The sequence below is a fragment of the Enterobacter sp. AG326 genome, assembly GCF_004362415.1.
GTDB lineage: Bacteria > Pseudomonadota > Gammaproteobacteria > Enterobacterales > Enterobacteriaceae > Enterobacter > Enterobacter asburiae.
The window spans coordinates 291,945-312,338 of record NZ_SNXG01000003.1 but is presented as its reverse complement, the minus strand read 5'-3'; the positions used below and the strand labels follow the sequence as shown (position 1 = coordinate 312,338).

Sequence of the window (20,394 nt, the reverse complement as noted above, 5' to 3'; positions counted from 1 at the left end):
AGTTGCCACTAACCATCCCTTTTAGATTAAAGCAAGCACGATCCCTCGCAAAGAAGGCCGCCTTCGTTTTATAGCGCTGTTATATTAACGATAAATGTATTCTGGCTTTGGACATCCCTCAATACAGACATTGATGAGTAAGACTTCCTGTAGACTATCATTCAATGGCTGCCATTAATTATAAATAAAAAACAATCGCAGAAAAGTCACTTCTCTAAACATTAAGAGTTTTTGTCATGAAACTTCCCAAACATGCACCAGAAAGTACTTTAATTGAGGCAGATAAACCGCATTAAAAATATATACAAAGCTGTCACAATAAAAATAAAATACAGTAATTTCAATAAGTTAAAAATAAACACCTAATTCAATAAAAACGTCACAAAGCGCTCAATCCAGAATTATCTCAAAACGACATACCGGCTTTTCAACATATTTATCCGGCAACATATCAGGTGTACATTAGCTTTCACCCAGTCCACTAAGATAAGGATCCATAATTACCTTTAGGTAAGTACCCCGTAACATCACTGCATTCAGATTTAATGTTCTCATTTATGGCCTTTAACCCTGAGTTTAAAGGCGGCCGTGTTATGCAATGGATTCATGATAAACAAATGGCAAATAGATATGGAAAGTTCACTTCGCTTCAATACGTTATTCTTTTATCGCACCCCAACATTATTGTTTCTGTTATTCCTCTTTCCTGTTCTGGCTCAGGCGACTGAATCCGTTTATGAGCAACAGATTCAACAGGCGCGTAACGGTAATTACACGCCGTTTCTCGATTATCTTCAGCGTTATCAGCAGCAGCATGCCCTGACGCCTGCACAAGTTGCAGACTGGTTACAGGTTGCAGCCTGGGCGGGTCATGATGACGAGGTTATTCAGGTCTGGCAGCGTTACGGCATTTATATGCCGCTGCCCGCCCGCGGCGTTGCTGCCGTCGCGCAGTCCAGGCGAAATCAAAAAGCGTGGCAGCCGGCCCTGGCGCGCTGGAAAGAGGCGCGTAGCCTTGCGCCGGATAACGACGATTATCGTATCGGCTACATCAAAACCCTGGCCGATGCCCGCATGGACACGCTTGCCCTACAGGAAGCCCGACGGCTGGTGGCGGAAAATCCCTCTCAGGCGCATCTTCAGACGCTCTCGTATGTCTGGTTACGCCAGGGAAAAAGCTGGGATCGGCTGCTGGCAGACACCCGCGCGCTAAATGTCGCTCCTGAGAATAAAGCGCTCCTCAACGAGTTGATCGACGCGCTTACGGATAACCGGGTGAATACCCCCGCGCTCCAGCTTTCACAAAGCGTGACGCTGTCTCCCGCGGAGCGTCGTCGTCTTGAGCGTAATGCCGCCGCCGAACGGGTTCGCCTTGCCGATGTGCCCGGCAGAACAGAAAAGGAGCGCCTGCAGCTTGCGCAATCTGCGCTGAATCGTTACGACGCCCTGCTTGCTCGCTGGCAAAACGAGCCGCAGGCGGCGGAAGACGTCGTCCTTGCGCGTATCGACAGGCTTGGCGCGCTTTACGCCCGTGCTGATTACCCACAGGTGATTAGCGAATATCAGGATCTTACGGCAGCCCAGCATCCGGTGCCGGGCTGGGCAATCGGCTGGGTCATCTCCGCGTATCTGCAGGAGCAAAACGCGGCCGCCGCCTACGCGCTTCTGCAACGCTACCCGCAATACGCTTCCGACCCAGAGGACGAGGAGCACGCGCTTTTCTACGCCTGGCTGGATACGGGAGATTATCAATCCGCCCGCCGATATGCTGAGCGCCAGACCCGCAACGTCCCGTGGACCCGCTACGATTTCGGCTCCCCTACCCCTCAGCCGAACGATCGATGGCTTACCGGACAGTCGCTCCGCTTTAACTATTTGCTGGCGACGAATGCCCTGCCGGAAGCCGAAAAGCTGGCGCACCGTCTGGCGACGACGGCGCCGGGCAATCAGGGATTACAGATTGACTACGCCACCCTGCTTCAGGCGCGGGGCCTGCCGCGCGCGGCCGAGCAAAAGCTGAAAAAGGCGGAGGCGCTGGAGCCGTCCAACACAGAGCTAGAGCAACAGCAGGCCTACGTCGCGATGGATCTGCAGGAGTGGCGACAGATGGATTTACTGGCCGACGACGTGCTGGCTCGCGCGCCCAACGATCGCAGCGCCAGGCGTCTCGACAGGCTCAGAACGGTCCACCACATGTCCGAGCTGCGCCTCAACGCAAGCAAGGGCTTGCACTCCGATAGCCCCGTCAGCGGGACGCACGACCTGAGCTGGGACGCCACGCTCTATGGCCCACCCGTAGCGGATAGCTGGCGGCTGTTTGCAGGCACCCGCTACGCGCAGAGTAATTTCGATGAGGGCAAAGGCACCAGCCGTCACCTTTTGGGCGGCGTCGAGTGGCGGCCACGCGACCTCCAGCTCGAAGCCGAGCTTTCCAGCAACCGCTATCACGGTGAAAACAAGCCGGGCGCTCGCCTCGCAACAACGTACTTTGTGACCGACAGCTGGCAGGTCAGCGGCAGCCTGGAACGCCTGTCGCGCAGCACGCCCCTTCGGGCGTTACGCAACGGAATTAGCGCCAATCGGGGTGAAGGCGGGGTGCGCTGGTATCAAAACGAGCGGCGTGAGTACCAGTTCAGCGCCGCCCTCAGCCGCTTCTCCGATCGTAACCGCCGCCAGGAATACACCCTCACGGGCAAGGAGCGTCTCTGGCAGGCCCCCTCCCTGACGCTGGATCTCGAGCCGGGGATCGCCGCCAGCAAAAACAGCCTGCGGGACACGCTCTACTACAACCCGGCGCGGGATCTGTCCGTGACGGCGGCCCTGGCCGTTGACCATGAGATGTACCGCCATTACGACACCCTCTGGAGCCAGCAGTTCGTGGCGGGAGGCGGCAGCTACTGGCAGAAAAATCAGTCCGCAGGCGCCATCGCCCTGCTGGGTTACGGACAGCGCGTTCAGTGGAACAACGTTATTGATACCGGCGTGATGCTGAACTGGGATAAACGCCCTTACGACGGCAAACGCGAGAGCAACCTCTCCGTCACGTTTGACGCGACTTTACGCTTTTAAGGATGAATATGCTGAACACACGTTTTTCCGTGAGCCTGATACTCCTCGGCTGGCTCTGCCTCAGCGCGAGCGTCTGCGCGCAGGCGATCTCGTTCATTGCGCCCAAAGATCGGCCGCAGCTGGAGGCGAGTAAACCCTGGCCGGAGAACCAGTTTCTGGTCCTGGCCTACCACGACGTCGAAGACGATGCCGCCGATCAGCGCTATCTCTCCGTTCGCACCAGCGCGTTAAACGAGCAGATAAGCTGGCTTCTGCACAACGGCTACCACGCCATCAGCGTACAGGACATTCTTGACGCGCATGACGGGAAAAAAACGCTGCCGCCAAAAGCCGTTCTGCTCAGCTTTGACGACGGCTACAGCAGCTTTTACACCCGCGTCTGGCCGCTGCTTCAGGCATGGAACGTTCCTGCGCTGTGGGCGCCGGTGGGCAGTTGGGTGGATACGCCGGCAAATCAAAAAGTTAACTTCGGCGGTCTGATGACGCCCCGGGATCGCTTCGCAACGTGGGACATGGTGCGCGAGCTTAGCCAGTCCCCGCTGATTGAGATCGGATCGCATACCTGGGCCTCGCATTACGGCATTCCGGCCAACCCGCAGGGCAGCCGGGAACCGGCGATCGCTAATCGCTTTTATGACAAAGCGACGGGTAGCTATGAAACCGACCAGCAGTTCAGCCAGCGGATCGGCGATGACGTTCGCAAAGTGACTGAAAAAATCACGCAGGTGACGGGCAAAGCGCCGCGCGCCTGGGTCTGGCCCTACGGCGCCGCCAGCGGTACGTCGCTCGCTATCGCCAGACAGCAGGGTTACCGGCTGGCCTTTACCCTTGAGGACGGGCTGGGGAACGTGCAGGATCTGGGCAACATCCCCCGCCTGCTGATCGCCGGGAATCCCTCGCTCAAGGCGTTTGCCAGCACGGTAAGCCAGGTTCAGGAGCGCGATCCGGTGCGCGTCATGCACGTCGATCTCGACTACGTTTACGATCCCGATCCTGCCCAGCAGACCCAAAACATCAACAGGCTGATCCAGCGGGTCTACGACATGAAGATCAGCCACGTTTTCCTGCAGGCGTTTGCCGACCCACAGGGCGACGGCAGGATCAAGGCGCTCTATTTCCCCAACCGTCGGCTGCCGGTTCGGGCCGATCTCTTTAATTTTGTCGCCTGGCAGCTGCAAACCCGCGCCGGGGTAAAAGTCTTCGCGTGGATGCCGGTGCTCTCGTTCGATCTCGATCCTTCCCTGCCGCGCGTGCAGCGCCGGGATCGTCAAACTGGCCAGCTGCAAGAAGCCACCGAGCCCTATATTCGGCTTTCCCCGTGGGACCCGCAGGTGCGCCAGCAGGTGACGGACATCTATGAAGACCTGGCCCGCTATGCCAGCTTCAACGGGATTTTGTTCCATGACGATGCGGCGCTGACGGACGTGGACGATGCCGGTCAGAACACCACGCGTCAGAAAAGCCAGACGCTTATCGGGTTTACCCACGCCCTGAGCCTGGCGGTGAAGCATATCCGAGGCCCGCAGATAAAAACCGCGCGCAATATGTTCGCCTTACCCATTCTGCAGCCCGAAAGCGAAGCGTGGTTCGCACAGAATCTTGATGATTTTCTGGCGGAGTATGACTGGACGGTGCCGATGGCCATGCCGCTGATGGAGTCCGTTCCGGCAGACGAGAGCGATGCCTGGCTCACGCGTCTGGTTAAAGTGGTCGCCGCGCGCCCCGGCGCGCTTGATAAAACTATTTTCGAGCTGCAGGCCAGGGACTGGGATCGGAAACCGCAGCGCGCCGTGTCCGATAGCCAGCTTGCGCAGTGGATGCGCGTGCTCCAGCTGAACGGCATTAAAAACTACGGTTACTACCCCGACGACTTTCTCAACAATCAACCTGATATCTCACGCATCAGGCCTGAATTTTCTTCGTACTGGTATCCTGACAATGACTGATCGCATTATCGCCTTCTCTATTTTATGTCTGGTATTCGGGTTGCCGTTAGGCGTGGCCGCCCTCTTTACCGGCGAACTGATTCTGGATTTTGTGTTCTTCTGGCCGCTGTTCATGTCGGTGCTTTGGATAACCGGCGGCCTCTATTTCTGGTTTCAGCTTGAACGCCACTGGTCTTGGGATAAAGACACGCCCGCCCCGACGCTCGCCGGTGAGCCGCTCATATCCATTCTTATCCCCTGCTTCAACGAGGGAAGGAATGCCCGGGAGACCATCAGCGCCGCGCTGGATCAGCGGTATGAAAATATAGAAGTTATTGCCATCAACGACGGATCTTCTGACAACACCGCGCAGGTGCTGCAGGAGCTGGCGCAGGAACAGCCGCGCCTGCGGGTGATTAACCTCGCGGAGAACCAGGGGAAAGCGCTGGCGCTCAAAGCCGGAGCCGCGGCGGCGCGGGGCGATCTGCTGGTCTGCATTGACGGCGACGCCCTGCTCGATCGCGATACCGCCGCTTATCTGGTGGCCCCGCTGATTCAGTACCCCCACGTCGGGGCGGTTACCGGCAATCCGCGTATTCGCACGCGCTCCACGCTGATTGGCCGCATTCAGGTGGGTGAGTTCTCTTCCATTATTGGGCTCATCAAGCGGACGCAGCGGATCTATGGCCGGGTCTTTACCGTCTCCGGCGTCATCGCCGCGTTTCGCCGACAGGCGCTGGCGGACGTCGGGTACTGGAGCCCGGACATGATCACCGAAGACATCGACATCAGCTGGAAGCTTCAGCTGCGCCACTGGGATATCTTTTTTGAGCCGCGGGCGCTGTGCTGGATCCTGATGCCAGAGACGCTGAGGGGCCTGTGGAAACAGCGTCTGCGCTGGGCACAGGGGGGCGCGGAAGTGTTTCTGGTCAACCTCCGCAGGATTGTGCGCTGGGAGCATCACCGCATGTGGCCGCTGTTTCTGGAGTACGCGCTGTCAACGCTGTGGGCCTTCGCGTATGCGATGACGGTGCTGCTGTTTCTCCTCAGCCATGTCGCGCCTGTTCCCGCCAGGCTGACCGTGGAGAGCCTTTTTCCACCGGAGTTTACCGGGCTGCTGCTGGGCGTGATGTGCCTGCTGCAGTTCCTGGTCAGCTTGTACATCGAGCGGCGCTATGAACGAAAAGTGGCCAGCTCGCTTTTCTGGGTGATCTGGTTCCCGATGGTGTACTGGATGATTGGCCTGTTCACCACCCTCGTCGCATTTCCAAAAGTCATGCTTAAACGCCAGCGCGCCCGCGCGCGCTGGATCAGTCCGGATCGGGGAAAAGGGAGCATTTAATGAACGAAAATACCTTAATTTTGACCGAGCATCGGCTCTTGCCGCGTCTTTTCGATGCCGCGTTAACGCTGGCGGCGTGGGGAGGATTTCTGTTTTTCCTGTATGCCAGGCTGTGGATGCAGCTAACCGATGAGAGCGACCACCGCTGGAGCGTGATTATCGCGTCCTTTAATACGGTGTTGATCTATTTGCTGTTCGCCGCGCTCAACGGCTGGCTGCTGATTTTGTGGTATCAGTACAACCGCCGCCGCGCCCACGTGAGGCGGCGTCAGCCTGGCTATTTTCACCAGGAGGAGCTGGCCCGCAGCTTTAATGTTTCACCGCAGATCATCTCCGAGATGAGCCAGTACAACCTGCTGACGGTGTACCACGATCAGATTGGCCGCATCATCGATCTGAAGATCAACGAGCAGCAGGAAGAGGAAGAACAGTAACGAAAAGCCCCCGCAGAATACCCTGCGGGGGCTTTTTTATGGCGGGTGTGAACTACTTATCTTTAACCACAATCAGCGGCTCGATATCGCTCTCTTTTTTCACCACCAGCGAGTCATCGCCGCGCAGACAGGTTCCGCCGTAGTTTCCGCCCACGGTGAAGGTGCAGACCTGTATGTACTTGCCGTCGACCTTCGGCAGGCACCACAGCTGCTGGTAGATATTCTTGCGGTCGACAAACTTGCCGCTGGATTTATCCAGCAGTTCGTCCTGGGCGCTGATGAGATCGATATTGCTGCCGCAGCGGCCGGCAATCGGCTTGACGGCATAGCCGGTCTGCTTCAGCAGTTCGTTAACCTCAAAATCGGTGTCGAGCAGGTAGCGGTGGTTCGGGAACAGCTGCCACAGGACCGGAAGAATCGCCTTGTTGCCGGGAATCACGGTCCACAGCGGTTCGAAGACCAGCACCTCCGGGCGCAGCAGGACGTCAATCAGTCGCACCTCGCCCTCGGGATGTCCGGTGCGGATCGGCACGGCGGCGTATTCGGTTTCGCTGACCTCGCGGATCTGCTCTATCGCCGTTTCCCACGCCCATGTTTTCCACACGCAGTTGACGTGGCGACCTTCGTCGTCAATCAGCTGTCCGGCGGCATCCCAGCTGAGCGCCTCCAGCCCGTGCAGGATTTTGGTCTCGAACCCGGCCTGCATCAGCGAACGCTGAATAAAGAGCGCGTGATAGTCCTCTTCGACATCGTTGTCCTGCATGATGTGCACAAACGGCCGCGCGTGGCTGTGCTTCCAGGCGCCGGTCAGCTCTTCCAGCAGCCCTTCCGCCGGGTTATGCCCGTTGCCGCGATAGCCGTTTTTCACCCACTCTTCGAGAATCAGCCCGCCCTCGGTATGGCAGGACGCGGAGTCGGCGTTGTACTCGTAGACCTTAATGCCGCGCTCATCCATGCAGAAATCCATACGACCGGTGATCATATGGTGGCGACGCCACTGCCAGGAGAGGCGCAGGCGCGGCCAGAGGATTTTCGGGATGTCGAAAAGCGCCAGCAGGCTGTCGTCTTTCAGCACCTTGTCCGTCGCGTGCAGGTACATCAGATGCAGTTCGTTGGTGGCCTTGATCAGCTCCTGCTCGGCGCTTTCGGTAATGGTGAAGTACTGGCAGGGATCTTTGTTGATCACATGGCCGTTGGCGCGGATATACGCCTGCTGCAGCGCGTCATTTTCGTTAAGCCATTTTCCGTCGAACTGACGCTTGTTTTTCAGCCGCTCGCCGCTGATTTTCAGCAGTTCGCCGTCGATTTCCGGCTGGGGAATGCTGTGTTCCGCGTCGTCGGTCTGGATCATCCAGCCGAGGATCTCCGTGTCGTCGAAGGTGTCATGGATCGTGTAACACCCGTTCTCCACGCTCAGACGCAGCTCGCGCGTCCACTGCTGGCCGAGCGGCAGCGGGGAGTGAATCACGTTCTGCTCCGCAATACGCACCTTATCGTCCAGAAGCTGGGTGATCACCGCCACGTGGCCGGTCTCGTGAAACTCGCCGCCCTTTTGCCAGATCAACAGCGCTCCGGCGCGCGGCGCGCGTTTCGAACCGTTGGCAAAGGCCTGAAGGGGCAGAATGTTATCGTTCACCACCTGACGCAAAAAGCGCAGGGAGAAGATTTCCCACGCCATGCCGACGTCGGTAAACACAAAGCCATAGTTGAGAAACAGGAAACGGCGGGCAAACTCAACGCACTGCCACTTGTGGCCCATGTATTCGTTGCCGATATAGCTGCGGAAATCCGCGTCTTCCGGGTAGCTGCGCGGGTCCAGACTGCCGTAATTTGAAGAGTAAATCGCCACGCCACCGGGCGCATAGCCTAACAATGTCCCGAATGGCGCATCACTGCTTAACTTTCCTTTACGCATGTATCCAACCTAAAACAGGCAGGCGGCAATTTTTTTAAGGGTTGTCGTCGTCTGCACGTTGTAATTAACCTGACAGAGGGACATTTATCATACACCTGCGCAGCGCATTAACTACATGTTAAACAACCAGCACGCCGCGAAATGCCCTGGCGCAATCTCCTGCATGGCTGGCTCCTGCGTCTGGCAAACCGGCAATGCGTGCGGGCAGCGGCTGCAGAACTTACAGCCCGGCAGCGCGGACGTGGGGCCAGGAATGTCGCCGCGCAGGGTGGCGTCTTCGAGATTGCGGATGCGCGGATCGGGCTGGGGAACCGCCGCCAGCAGCGCGCGGGTGTAAGGATGCGCCGGACGCTGATACAGTTCATTCGCCGGGGCTACCTCCACCAGTTTACCGAGATACATCACCCCAATGCGGCTGGAGATATGCCGCACCATGGAGAGATCGTGGGCGATGAACAGATAGGTTAGCCCCAGCTCCTGCTGCAGATCCTGCAGAATATTCACCACCTGCGCCTGCACCGAGACGTCCAGCGCCGAGAGCGGCTCATCGCACAGCACAAATTCAGGATGCACGGACAACGCGCGGGCAATACTGATGCGCTGACGCTGGCCGCCGCTGAACTCATGCGGGAACCGTTCAAGGTGTTCGTGCTTGAGCCCCACTTTGTAGAGCAGCGTTTCCGTACGTTCCCGCTGTTCTTCGCGGCTGTAGCCGTGGATCTGCATCGGTTCGGCCACCAGCTGTCGCACCGTCATTCCGGGGTTGAGCGAGGAGTAAGGATCCTGAAAAATCGCCTGCATCCGCTTACGCAGCGGCTTGAGCTCTTTTTCACGGGCGTGGGCAATCGCCTGCCCGGCAAAGTGGATCTCGCCAGAGGTAATATCGAAAAGGCGCAGGATGGCGCGCCCAAGGGTGGATTTTCCGCAGCCGGACTCCCCCACCAGGCCAAACGTTTCGCCGGGCTGAATATCAAAGCTCACGCCGTCAACCGCTTTCACGGCCACGCCTTTACGCAGCAAACCGCCGTTGAGCGGATAGTGCTTGCGCAGATCGCGCACGCTCACTAATGGCGCCTGTTGTTCACTCATGCCTGAATCTCCTTGTCGGCCCATAGCCAGCAGGCGGCGCGATGGCCCTCTCCGGCGGCGTAAAATGCGGGCTGCCGTTCACACTGGGACATGCGCTTCGGGCAGCGTTCCGCGAACGGACATCCCGGCGGCGGGTTAAGCAGGCCGGGCGGCGAACCTTCAATGGGCGATAAACGCTGATTCACCTCATCCGGGCGCGGCAGCGAGGCCAGCAGACCCTGGGTGTAAGGATGCGCAGGGCGATAAAAAATGTCCTCCACGCTGCCTTCCTCCATCACCAGCCCGCCGTACATCACCACCACGCGGCTGCAGACCTGCGCCACCACGCCGAGATCGTGGGTGATCAGCAAAATCGCGGTCCGGGTTTGCTGCTGCAGACTTTTCAGCAGGCGCAGGATCTGCGCCTGAATGGTCACGTCCAGCGCGGTGGTCGGCTCATCGGCAATCAGCAGCTTCGGGTTGCAGGAGAGCGCAATCGCGATCATCACCCGCTGGCGCATCCCGCCGCTGAACTCGTGGGGATACTGGTCGTATCGGCGTTCCGCCTCGGCAATGCCCACCTGTTCCAGCATGGCGATGGCCGCCGCTTTGGCCGCTTTTTTGCTGAGTCCTTTATTGCGCATCAGGATCTCAGCCATCTGCTTGCCGATGGTCAGCACCGGGTTCAGGGCGGTCATCGGATCCTGAAAAATCATCGCGATCTCGTTGCCGCGAATGGCGCGCATCTGTGCGGGCGTTTTCTGCGCCAGGTCCTCATTCTGGAAGCGAATGCTGCCGCCGGTTATCCGTCCGTTGCTCCCCAGAAGCTGGATAATCGACTTACAGGTGACGCTTTTCCCGCAGCCCGACTCGCCGACGATGCCGACAAGTTCCCCCGGCTGAACCTGAAAGCTCACGCCGCGCACCGCGTGAACCTCGCCCTCGCGAGTGCGGAACGTGGTTTGCAGGTTCTCAAGCGCTAATAAGTTACTCATCGCGATTCGCTCCTGGCTCAAAGGCGGTACGGAACACATCGCCCAGCACGTTAAAGCTGAACACCGTCAGCAGGATCAGAATGCCGGGGAACATCGCCAGCCACGACGCTTCGCCAATATAAGACTGGGCGTTGTTAAGCATGCTTCCCCACGACGCCGCGGGTGCCTGCACGCCCAGCCCTAAAAAGCTCAGGGTTGACTCCATCAGAATGGCCGAGGCGATATTGAGCGTGGCCGCCACGATAATGGTCGGCAGCACGCCGGGAATGATGTGGCGCGCGATAATGCGCAGCGGATGCTCTCCCGACGCGCGGGCATAAAGCACGTACTCGCGCTCTTTCACCGACAGGGTTTCAGCACGCACCAGACGCGACATGTTCATCCACGTCAGCAGGCTGATAATCAGAATGATGTTATCCACGCCCGGCTTGAGGTAAGCATTCACTACCAGCAGCAGGAAGAAGGCCGGAATGGCCATCAGGATATCCACGGCGCGCATCATCAGGTTATCCAGCCAGCCGCCAAAATAGCCGCTCACCGTTCCCACCACCGTGCCGATAAGCGTGGAAAAAAGCATGGCGAGAAAACCGACCATCAGGGAGATCTGGCCGCCATACAGCGCGCGGGTGAAGTAGTCGCGGCCGTATTCGTCGGTGCCGAACCAGTGCGCGGCATCCGGCGGCAACGTGCGCGCGCCGAGCGCCATCCGATCCGGATCGTACGGGCTTAAGCCCGCACAGAGCGCGGCGACAACGAAAATAAAAAGCACAAACAGAGAGAACTGCGCCGGACGGTTGCGGCGCAGCTGGTGACGAACCTGCTGCCAGCGTCTGCTCATCCGGGCTACCTCAGCGTACGAATGCGGGGATCGGCGAAGCGATAAAGCACGTCGGCGATCAGGTTACCGACGATCAGCATCATCGACGAGAGCATGATGATCGCCATAATTAGCGGGTAGTCCAGCGAGGCGATCGACTGGATCCCGAGCAGCCCCATCCCCGGCCAGGAGAAGACGCTTTCCGTCACATAGGCCCCCACAATCAGCTCTCCGAACGACAGGCCGAACAGGGTAATCACCGGCAGCAAGACGTTTTTCAGCACGTGGCGGAACAGAATACTGGAACGCGTGGCGCCGTAGGCAAGCTGGGTCTGCACGTAGTCGGCCGAGAGCTGCGAGATGGTGTTGGAGCGGATGTAGCGCACGTAGCTGGAGAGGTTGTAGAACGTGAGGGCAATACACGGCAGCACGCCGTGACGCAGCAGATCCAGCCCGTTGTCCTCCATGCCGATGGTGCGCATCCCCATGCTGGGGAACCAGTTAAGCTGCACGGCAAAAACGGTGATGAGCAGGATGCCGAACCAGAAAATCGGAACAGAAATGCCGATATAGGCGAATAAATTGAGCAGATGATCCAGCCAGCGGTGCTTAAATGCCCCCGCCAGCAGCCCCAGCGGGATCGCCAGCACGATCGCCATCAGCAGCGACGCCCCCATCAGCCCCAGCGTGGCCGGAATGCGTTCGCCGATCATCTCCAGCACCGGACGGTGGTAGATCAGCGAATAGCCGAGATCGCCCCGCAGGACGTTTTTCAGCCACAGGACGTACTGTGTGACCAGCGGCTTATCCAGCCCCAGGCTCTGGCGAATACGCTCGATGTCTTCCGGGGCCATGCGCGGCGTAATGTACGCCGCCACCGGATCCCCAGGCGCGAGCTTGACCAGCAGAAACGCCACCAGTGAAATAAAGAACAGCATCGGCAGCAGCTGCAGCAGCCGACGCGTGAGGAGTGTGTTCACGACGTGCCCTTACCAAGGCCCCGACCTGACGGCCGGGGCAATTACTTATTTCTGATAGATTTTTGACAGATCCTGGAACAGATAGACCGGTTTCGGCTCCGCTTCCTGGGTGCCGCCGAAGCGCTTGTCCACCGCGACGGTCGCATTGGTGTAGGCGATCGGGTAGTAGGTCATATCGTTCGCCACGGTCTGCTGAATTTGCTTATAGATATCGGCACGTTTCGCGGCGTCGGTTTCCACTGCGCCTTTATCCCACAGGGCATCAAACTGCGGATTTTTGTAGTGCGCGTAGTTATAGGCTTCGTTGCTCATGAACAGCGATTTGTAACCGTCCGGCTCGGAGCCCATGATGTAGCCGCCCAGGTTCAGCTCCCACGCGGTATTGTTCATATCGAGGCTGCGCTGAGACATGGCGTTGGAGTCCAGCGGCATCAGCTCCACGTTCACCCCAATGCCCTTCAGCGCCTGCTGAATATAGAGCGCCATGCTCTCCTGGGTTTTGTTGGTGTTCACATACGCCAGTCGCAGCTTGAGGTTGTCCGGCGCGCCGGACGTCTTCAGCAGCTCTTTGGCTTTTTGCAGATCGAATTTGTACTGTTCAACGTCATCCGTCTTGTAAAGCGTATCTGGCGTCAGGAACGACGTTGCCGGTTTAGCGTAGTCCAGCGAGGTAAACGCGGTCTGGGTGAGCTCGTCTTTGTTGATGGCATACGCGATGGCCTGGCGCAGCGCTTTGCTCTTCATCACCGGCACGTTTTGGTTGAACGTCATATAGGCCAGACGGCCTTCCGGATAGACCACGAAGTCAAACTTACCGGTATTTTTCAGACGGTTCACATCCTGCGGGTCAACCATCTTGAGGTTGATTTCCCCGTTTTGCAGCGCAAGGTTGGCGGCGTTGCTGTCTTTGGCGAAACGGTAGGTGACCGAATCAAGCTTCGCTTTGCCGTTCCAGTAATCGTCAAAACGGGTCAGGGCGTAATACTGCCCGGCGCGGTACTCTTTAAATTTGAACGGCCCGGAGCCGACCGGCGCATCGTTTTTGGTGCTCTTTTCCAGGTCGCCTTCACTGGCGAACACGTGCTGCGGAATCGGGTAGATCTGTACCAGCGTTCCGGTAAAGGCCGCGCTGACCTGCGGCAATGTGAACTTAACGGTGCGCTCATCCACCTTGCTCACCTGTACCGGCTTGTCGCCGTAGGTGAACATGCTGCGGAAGAAGCTGTGCTGTTTGGCATCCAGCAGCTTGTTGAAGGTGAAGACCACGTCGTCCGCCGTCAGCGGCTGGCCATCCTGCCATTTCAGGTTGGGTTTTAACGTCAGGGTATAGCTCAGGTTGTCGGCGGAAGGCGTCAGGCTTTCCGCCAGGCCCCACTCAATGTTGCCGTTATTAAAGCTGTACAGCGGGGCATAGAGCGCCTGCATGATCGTTAAGGTTGTGCGGTCACTGGCATAGAGCGGATTAACGGCTAACGGGTCGCCGGAGGTAATTCCAATAATTAGCGAACCGCCCTCTTTTGGCGCATCGTTTTTTGCCGCAGCCGCACTGTTTGTCTCTTTATTTTTCGCATCATCACAGCCAGCCAGGCCTAACGCGAGCGAAACCACCACTGCCGATAACAGAAGCTTGCGCATCTCACTAACTCCTTGCCTTATAAAGTTTTTATTACTGCATCTTTTATTTATGTTGAAGCATCATATTCAGCTTTATCGGTTTACGCATTAATTATGAAAATGCGATTTTCGATTAAGCTTATGCCAGATTTGTTATATATAAGCGCCAGAAGGAATAGCGGTTAATTGATTGCGCTCGCAACGTTAAACGCTTCACAAATCTCCTGCTACACTGCCTCAACACATCACTCAAAAGGCAGGCCAACATGTCAGACAACACGTATCAGCCACCAAAAGTGTGGGAATGGAAAAAGAACGGCGGCGGCGCGTTCGCCAATATTAACCGCCCTATTTCCGGCGCGACCCATGAGAAAGATCTGCCCGTGGGCTCCCACCCGCTGCAGCTTTACTCTCTCGGGACACCGAACGGCCAGAAAGTAACGATCATGCTCGAAGAGCTGCTGGCGCTGGGCGTGACGGGCGCGGAATACGACGCATGGTTGATCCGCATCGGCGAGGGCGATCAGTTCTCCAGCGGGTTTGTAGACGTGAACCCAAACTCGAAAATACCGGCGCTGCGTGACCACTCCACGACCCCGCCAACGCGCGTCTTTGAATCCGGCAATATCCTGCTCTATCTGGCAGAGAAATTCGGTCACTTCCTGCCAAAAGATCCGGCGGGACGCACCGAGACCCTGAACTGGCTGTTCTGGCTGCAGGGCGCGGCGCCGTTCCTCGGCGGCGGTTTTGGCCACTTCTACAACTATGCCCCGGTAAAAATTGAGTACGCAATTGACCGCTTCACCATGGAAGCCAAACGCCTGTTCGACGTGCTGGATAAACAGCTGGCGCGCGGCCGCTACGTGGCGGGTGAGGAGTACACCATCGCGGATATCGCCATCTGGCCGTGGTTCGGCTGCGTGGCGCTGGGCAGCGTCTATAACGCCGCCGAATTCCTGGATGCAGAGAAGTACACTAACGTCCAGCGCTGGGCGAAAGACGTGGCGAATCGCCATGCCGTTAAGCGCGGCCGCATCGTTAACCGAACCAGCGGCGAGCTGAACGAGCAGCTCCACGAGCGCCACGCGGCGAGCGACTTCGATACCAATACGGAAGATAAGCGTCAGGCGTAATGTTCCGCCGGGCGGATCCCCGCCCGGCAACTGAGATCCCTGCCCAGGGCATCATTAGCTTAAAGGTTGAGCCCCTATTGCTGGCACTATCTGGACGTTTTTCTCGCGTCTGAGAGTGAGAAATGACGTCTCAACCGACAGCAGTCACAAAGGATCTGTTATGAAACTTATTAAAACAACGCTGGTTATCAGCGCCCTCATTTTTTCCACCTCGGGAATGGCCATCGACAAAACTGCCGCTGGCGCCGTAGCAGGCGCGGCCATTGGTGCGGCCACGGGCAAAGATCTGAAATCAACCGTTGGCGGCGCCGTCGTGGGCGCAGGCACCGGTGCCATGTTCAAAAACGGCGGCAAAGGTAAAGCCGCGCGTAAGGGCGGCGCGGTAGGTGCTGCCGTGGGCGCAGGTGCCGCAGCGGTTACCGGCAAGAGCGTGCTGAAAGGTGCAGCCGTTGGTGCGGGCACGGGCGCGCTGATTGGTGAAGCGACGCACTAAGGTGGTGTGCCACCTTGTGAACAGGCATGAATAATAAACCCAGCGATCGCGCTGGGTTTTTTAAGTTTTTGAATCAGATACAAGCCCGTTCGAACAACCGACGCGCGGCTGGCGTTATCCCTGACATATGAATGCAGGCATGCACCATTCCCGGCAACCGTTCACAGCGTACTGGCACCCCCGCCTCCTCAAGCCGCAGCGCATACTCTTCAGCCTCATCGCGCAGGGGATCATATTCACAACTCAGGATGGTTGCTGGCGGTAACCCCGTCAGCGAGGCCATATGCAGCGGCTCGGCATAAGGATGACGACATTCTCCCAGATAGTTTTCCCAGCAAAACGCCATCGCATCACGCGTTAAATAATAACCTTCAGCAAATTCACAATAGCTTTGGGACGACATTTCGCGACTTAACGCCGGGTAGAGCAGCAACTGATGCTCAATGTGAGGTCCGCCGCGATCCCGGGCCAGCAGAGCTGTCGCGGCAGCAAGATTGCCACCAGCACTGTCGCCGCCCACCGCAAGACGGGTCGCATCTATTCCCAAAAGCGCGGCCTGTTCACTGGCCCAGCACAGTGCCTGATAAACATCTTCTAACGGCCTTGGGAAGGGGAACTCCGGTGCCAGACGGTAATCAACGGAGAGTATTTTCCGGCCAGTGGCATTAGCCAATGCCTGACAGGGTCGATCGTACAGCGACAGCGAGCCCAGACACCATCCGCCGCCGTGAGCAAACAGCATTGCAGGCTGCGCAATTTCAGCGTCTGAGGCAGCAGGCGTATACGCGCGAAGACCGATAGCGTAACCATCATCAGCGATAACAACGTAATGTTGAATGCCGCCACCTGTTTCCTCCTCACCCTGTAGCCGCAGCAAATCCACTTCGGTGGCGGCACGCAGGTCGGCTAACGACGCCGGTTGCGGCGCTCCCGATGATGCAGCCAGAAAGTCAGCAATGTGTTTATCAAGCGGCACGATCGGTGTCCTCTGAGAGAAAGGGTACGATTAGCCCAATAAACGCCTCATGACACTCTTCGGTAATAAAATGCCCGCAGTCCGCCACCGTCTCGCCACGCAAATCAAGGGCATTGCCCTGTAGGGTTATCAACGGCGCATCGCGCGTCGCATGTTCGGCCCCCACTGTTAACACCGGCATGGTTAAAGGCGTTTGCGCACGGCGCTGGTTCTGCCGGATGGTTTCCGGGATAGCGCGATAATAGTCGAAGCCCGCACGCAGCCCGCCGGGTGTTGAATAGGCGGCGATATACACCTCTGCGGCAACCCGTTCACGTCGATGAGACCAGCGATCGAAAATATAGCTGAGATACTGTGATTCGCGCCCACTGGTCAGGGTTTCGGGTAGATCCGCCAGTTGATTGAACATGAAGTGCCAGAGAAAGATGTTCTCTTCCGGTGCGACAAAAATCGGCGGTGGTGGGGCCAGTCCAGGGATAACCGCTTCTGTCAGCACAAGTCGTTCTATCGCCTGAGGAAAATCGCTCGCCATGGCGTATCCAACCCACATGCCAATATCGTGGCCTACTATGCTATAACGCGCATGACCCAACTGCGCCATCATGGTATGCAGCATGGCACCGACACGTCCGGTGTCATAGCCGTCGCGCGGTTTATCTGACTCACCAATGCCCGGAGGGTCGACCGCTATCGCCTGAAAACCCGCCGCCGCCAGCGCCTGAAGGACATAGCGCCAGGTATACCAGGTCTGCGGCCAGCCCGGTAACAGCAATACCGGTTGTCCTTTTCCCGCCACGACGCAGTGGATGCGCTGTCCGTTCACTTTCGTATAGACGTGTTCTGCCCTGAGATCCGCGTGCGCGATCTCACCGTATTGTTGTTCCATGGGGACTCCCTGTGATGTCGTGGCTTAGCGAATGCCGAGTAATGCGTTGATTTGCTGAGGGTTAACTGGCGCACCGGCGAAATCATCGAAGACTTTATCGGTGATGTGAATAATGTGGTCGCGGATGAACGCGGCCCCTTCTCTGGCACCATCCAGCGGGTTTTTCAGACAGCACTCCCACTCCAGGGTTGCCCAGCCGGCATAATCGTATTGGGTCAGCTTCGAGAAAATAGCCCTGAAATCAACCTGGCCGTCACCCAATGAGCGAAAACGCCCTGCACGATCGACCCAGGACTGATAGCCACCATAAATACCCTGACGCCCGGTCGGATTAAATTCAGCGTCTTTGACGTGGAACATGTTGATCATGTCCTTATAAATATCAATAAAATCCAGATAGTTAAGCTGCTGTAATACCATGTGGCTGGGGTCGAAAAGTATCCGGCAGCGGGGATGCTCTTTCACCCTTTGATAAAACATTTCAAAGGTCACCCCATCATGCAGATCTTCGCTCGGATGGATCTCATAGCAGAGGTTAATCCCCTGCTCGTCACAGGCGTTGAGCACCGGCATCCAGCGCCTGGCCAGCTCGTCAAAGGCAGCTTCAATTAATCCTTCCGGGCGCTGCGGAAACGGGAACAGATAGGGCCACGCCAGCGAGCCAGAGAAGGTACCCAGATCGCTGAGTCCAAGCCTGGCAGAGGCCTTGACCGCCATCAGCAGCTGTTGCTGTGCCCATTCGCCGCGGGCCTGTGGGTTGCCGTGGACTTCCGGCGGCGCAAAGCTGTCGCATAAGCTGTCGTAAGCAGGATGTACCGCCATCAGTTGGCCGAAGATGTGGCTGGTCAGCTCACTCACCACCAGGCCATGCTCCGCCAGCATACCGGTCAGATCGTCGCAGTAGGTCTGGCTTTCAGCCGCCGTCGCCACGTCGAAGAGACGGCGATCCCATACCGGGATTTGCAGAGCGCTAAACCCCGTTTCCGCCGCCCACCGGGCTATCGCAGGCAAATTATTGAATGGGGCCGCATCATCGCTGAACTGAGCCAGATGGAGAGAGGGACCTTTGAGGGTTTTCATCGTATACTCCTATTGTTTGTCGATTGACAAACAATAGGAGTAAAGCCGGATAACCGCAAGCGAAAAATATAAATTCATTGGTAATCCAGATGATTTAGGCGATCCTGTTTCACTGAATTCAGGACCAACCGGAGCAACAAAATGGCAGGCAGACCGCGCCAGTTCGATCGTGACCAGGCGCTTATCAAAGCGCGCAACCTGTTCTGGCGACAGGGTTATGAAGGAACCTCAATGTCGGATCTGGTGGCAGAGCTGGGGATTGCATCGGCACGGATTTACAAGGCGTTCGGTTCAAAAGAGCAGCTCTTTCGGGAAGCTATCGCCGATTACGAAAAACAGGAAGGCGGTTTTGCGGATCGGGCCTTCTCCGCAGGGGGCAACGTGCGGGATACCATCCAGACGCTGTTAATGGATGCGGTTCACCTGTACTGTCATCCGGATTTGCCGCAAGGATGTATGGTAGTGGCCTCTGCAGCCAGCGTCAGTGCGGAAAATGAAACGCTCAAAACCTGGCTGGCACAGCATCGCCTGCAGCGTACGCAGCAGATCATCGACCGTCTCCGTCAGGCAGTGCATAACGGTGAACTACCTGATACGACCGATGCAGAGAGTCTTGGAGACTATTTTGCCGTCTTTTTACATGGTTTGTCGGTGCAGGCCAGGGACGGTGTTCCGGAATCTCGTTTGCAGGCGGCGGTTAAGCAAGCGCTTAGCCTGCTGCCGCATTGCTGAGTGTGAAGCATCAATGATGATCGTCGTACTGATGCTCAATCACCATCCCTTCAGCCACGCTCGCCACATGGCGCGCACGCGGGTGATAAACCGGAGCAGGCGCTGGCGCGGCATAGACAGTTTGTGACGGTGCTGGCGCAACGGTCACCGCCTGCGGAACCGTGGTGGATGACGGGACAATAACTACTTTATAACCGCTCGGGACATCCACGGTGACGCTTTGCGCCATTGCTGAATTGACCATAGCAAGGCCTGCCATGGCGGCCAATACAATATAGAGCTTTTTCATAGACTGTATTATTTCCGGTAAAATAAGAAAATTAATAATGTCGGGAGGAGCTTAAGGCTATATTAATGCCCCTCGCCTTTACGGTGCAGAAAATGCCAAATATATTGTTACATTAACACATGAAAATAATAACCCAGGCCGGGCAAGGCGCAGCCGCCGCCCGGCAACATAAAACAATCTTAATTAATCGCGATATGACCTTCCGGTGTATTTATCCAGCGCGGCGCTTTCAGCGTATCGGCGTAATATCCCACCAGCTCACACAGCAAATCCTCTATCACGCGCGCCATCTCCTGTGGCAGGGCGCGGCTAATCAGCAACTGGGTTAAAACCTGGCAGTATTGACCGAGTTGGTCGCTCTCCGGTTCGAAAGCAGGCAGCCGTGCGGGAAGATCGTTCACGACAAAATGCGGGATCAAATGCTCCGGAACAGGTTCATGGAGCGTGGATTGCAGCAGCGCCAGGCAGGTGGAGAGACGCCCGCATAACGCCAGCTTCTCGGTGATGTCGTCACACTCCACCAGAGAATAAGCGTAGTGCTCGCAGTTGTCCGCCAGCTCGGTGAAATCGGTGGTATGAGAAAACGGCGTGGTAAATAACGCGTGTGTCTGGGTTGGGGTTGTAGCCATAATGGCAGCCTCCGATA

The 20,394-nt window shown here is 57.3% G+C and carries 18 protein-coding genes; 7 read left to right on the top strand and 11 right to left on the bottom strand.

Annotated features, from left to right (window positions below):
* The first annotated feature begins 630 nt into the window (after positions 1–630).
* The 4 genes from pgaA to pgaD are packed head-to-tail and all read left to right on the top strand — an operon-like array spanning position 631 to position 6,770.
* The gene (gene pgaA / locus DFO52_RS12950; RefSeq protein ID WP_133550518.1) at positions 631–3,069 is read left to right on the top strand and encodes a poly-beta-1,6 N-acetyl-D-glucosamine export porin PgaA; all 2,439 of its coding nucleotides are present in this window, start codon (positions 631–633) and stop codon (positions 3,067–3,069) included.
* A gap of 8 nt (positions 3,070–3,077) precedes the next feature.
* Positions 3,078–5,015, top strand: coding sequence for a poly-beta-1,6-N-acetyl-D-glucosamine N-deacetylase PgaB (gene pgaB, locus DFO52_RS12945; protein WP_133550517.1), 1,938 nt, complete (start codon positions 3,078–3,080; stop codon positions 5,013–5,015).
* Positions 5,008–6,336 (top strand): poly-beta-1,6-N-acetyl-D-glucosamine synthase, encoded by a 1,329-nt coding sequence (gene pgaC / locus DFO52_RS12940; RefSeq protein ID WP_121932197.1) that lies wholly within the window; start codon positions 5,008–5,010, stop codon positions 6,334–6,336. The genes pgaB and pgaC overlap by 8 nt, the downstream gene beginning before the upstream one ends.
* Positions 6,336–6,770: a poly-beta-1,6-N-acetyl-D-glucosamine biosynthesis protein PgaD gene (gene pgaD, locus DFO52_RS12935; protein ID WP_047646337.1), complete on the top strand. Its 435-nt coding sequence runs from the start codon at positions 6,336–6,338 to the stop codon at positions 6,768–6,770. The genes pgaC and pgaD overlap by 1 nt, the downstream gene beginning before the upstream one ends.
* Before the next feature lie 52 nt (positions 6,771–6,822).
* On the opposite strand, the gene gss is transcribed toward pgaD, so the two are convergent.
* From gss to DFO52_RS12905, 6 genes are all read right to left on the bottom strand, one after another.
* Positions 6,823–8,685, bottom strand: coding sequence for a bifunctional glutathionylspermidine amidase/synthase (gene gss, locus DFO52_RS12930; protein WP_133550516.1), 1,863 nt, complete (start codon positions 8,683–8,685; stop codon positions 6,823–6,825).
* Between the two features lie 111 nt (positions 8,686–8,796).
* The gene (locus DFO52_RS12925; RefSeq protein WP_133550515.1) at positions 8,797–9,774 is read right to left on the bottom strand and encodes an ABC transporter ATP-binding protein; all 978 of its coding nucleotides are present in this window, start codon (positions 9,772–9,774) and stop codon (positions 8,797–8,799) included.
* On the bottom strand, positions 9,771–10,748 hold the full coding sequence (locus tag DFO52_RS12920; RefSeq protein ID WP_133550514.1) for an ABC transporter ATP-binding protein: 978 nt from the start codon (positions 10,746–10,748) through the stop codon (positions 9,771–9,773). The genes DFO52_RS12925 and DFO52_RS12920 overlap by 4 nt, the downstream gene beginning before the upstream one ends.
* Positions 10,741–11,586: an ABC transporter permease gene (locus DFO52_RS12915; RefSeq protein ID WP_029740724.1), complete on the bottom strand. Its 846-nt coding sequence runs from the start codon at positions 11,584–11,586 to the stop codon at positions 10,741–10,743. Before DFO52_RS12915 ends, DFO52_RS12920 begins: the two co-directional genes overlap by 8 nt.
* A gap of 5 nt (positions 11,587–11,591) precedes the next feature.
* Entirely contained in the window at positions 11,592–12,545 is a 954-nt protein-coding gene (locus DFO52_RS12910; RefSeq protein WP_047646342.1) for an ABC transporter permease, read from the bottom strand.
* A gap of 45 nt (positions 12,546–12,590) precedes the next feature.
* Positions 12,591–14,180 carry an ABC transporter substrate-binding protein gene (locus DFO52_RS12905; RefSeq protein WP_133550513.1) on the bottom strand — a complete coding sequence of 530 codons (1,590 nt, stop codon included), beginning with the start codon at positions 14,178–14,180 and terminating at the stop codon, positions 12,591–12,593.
* A 245-nt stretch (positions 14,181–14,425) separates the two neighbouring features.
* Between DFO52_RS12905 and yghU the strand changes: the two genes are divergently transcribed.
* Together yghU and DFO52_RS12895 are read left to right on the top strand one after the other, a co-directional pair.
* Complete coding sequence (gene yghU / locus DFO52_RS12900; RefSeq protein WP_047646344.1) at positions 14,426–15,292, top strand: glutathione-dependent disulfide-bond oxidoreductase; 867 nt, start codon at positions 14,426–14,428, stop codon at positions 15,290–15,292.
* A 160-nt stretch (positions 15,293–15,452) separates the two neighbouring features.
* Positions 15,453–15,785, top strand: coding sequence for a hypothetical protein (locus DFO52_RS12895; protein WP_029740720.1), 333 nt, complete (start codon positions 15,453–15,455; stop codon positions 15,783–15,785).
* 73 nt (positions 15,786–15,858) lie between these two features.
* Here DFO52_RS12895 and DFO52_RS12890 read toward each other — a convergent pair whose 3' ends face one another.
* The 3 genes from DFO52_RS12890 to DFO52_RS12880 are packed head-to-tail and all read right to left on the bottom strand — an operon-like array spanning position 15,859 to position 18,727.
* The gene (locus DFO52_RS12890; RefSeq protein ID WP_047646345.1) at positions 15,859–16,761 is read right to left on the bottom strand and encodes an alpha/beta hydrolase; all 903 of its coding nucleotides are present in this window, start codon (positions 16,759–16,761) and stop codon (positions 15,859–15,861) included.
* Positions 16,751–17,647, bottom strand: a complete 897-nt coding sequence (locus DFO52_RS12885) for an alpha/beta hydrolase (protein WP_052194012.1) — start codon at positions 17,645–17,647, stop codon at positions 16,751–16,753. The genes DFO52_RS12890 and DFO52_RS12885 overlap by 11 nt, the downstream gene beginning before the upstream one ends.
* A 24-nt stretch (positions 17,648–17,671) precedes the next feature.
* Positions 17,672–18,727, bottom strand: a complete 1,056-nt coding sequence (locus tag DFO52_RS12880) for a sugar phosphate isomerase/epimerase family protein (protein WP_133550512.1) — start codon at positions 18,725–18,727, stop codon at positions 17,672–17,674.
* A 141-nt stretch (positions 18,728–18,868) separates the two neighbouring features.
* On the opposite strand from DFO52_RS12880, the gene DFO52_RS12875 reads away from it, so the two are divergent.
* Positions 18,869–19,459, top strand: a complete 591-nt coding sequence (locus DFO52_RS12875) for a TetR/AcrR family transcriptional regulator (RefSeq protein WP_047646347.1) — start codon at positions 18,869–18,871, stop codon at positions 19,457–19,459.
* Positions 19,460–19,469: 10 nt separating this feature from the next.
* On the opposite strand, the gene DFO52_RS12870 is transcribed toward DFO52_RS12875, so the two are convergent.
* Positions 19,470–19,748: a hypothetical protein gene (locus DFO52_RS12870; protein ID WP_133550511.1), complete on the bottom strand. Its 279-nt coding sequence runs from the start codon at positions 19,746–19,748 to the stop codon at positions 19,470–19,472.
* Between the two features lie 179 nt (positions 19,749–19,927).
* Positions 19,928–20,377, bottom strand: coding sequence for a hypothetical protein (locus DFO52_RS12865; protein WP_047646349.1), 450 nt, complete (start codon positions 20,375–20,377; stop codon positions 19,928–19,930).
* Positions 20,378–20,394: the final 17 nt, after the last annotated feature.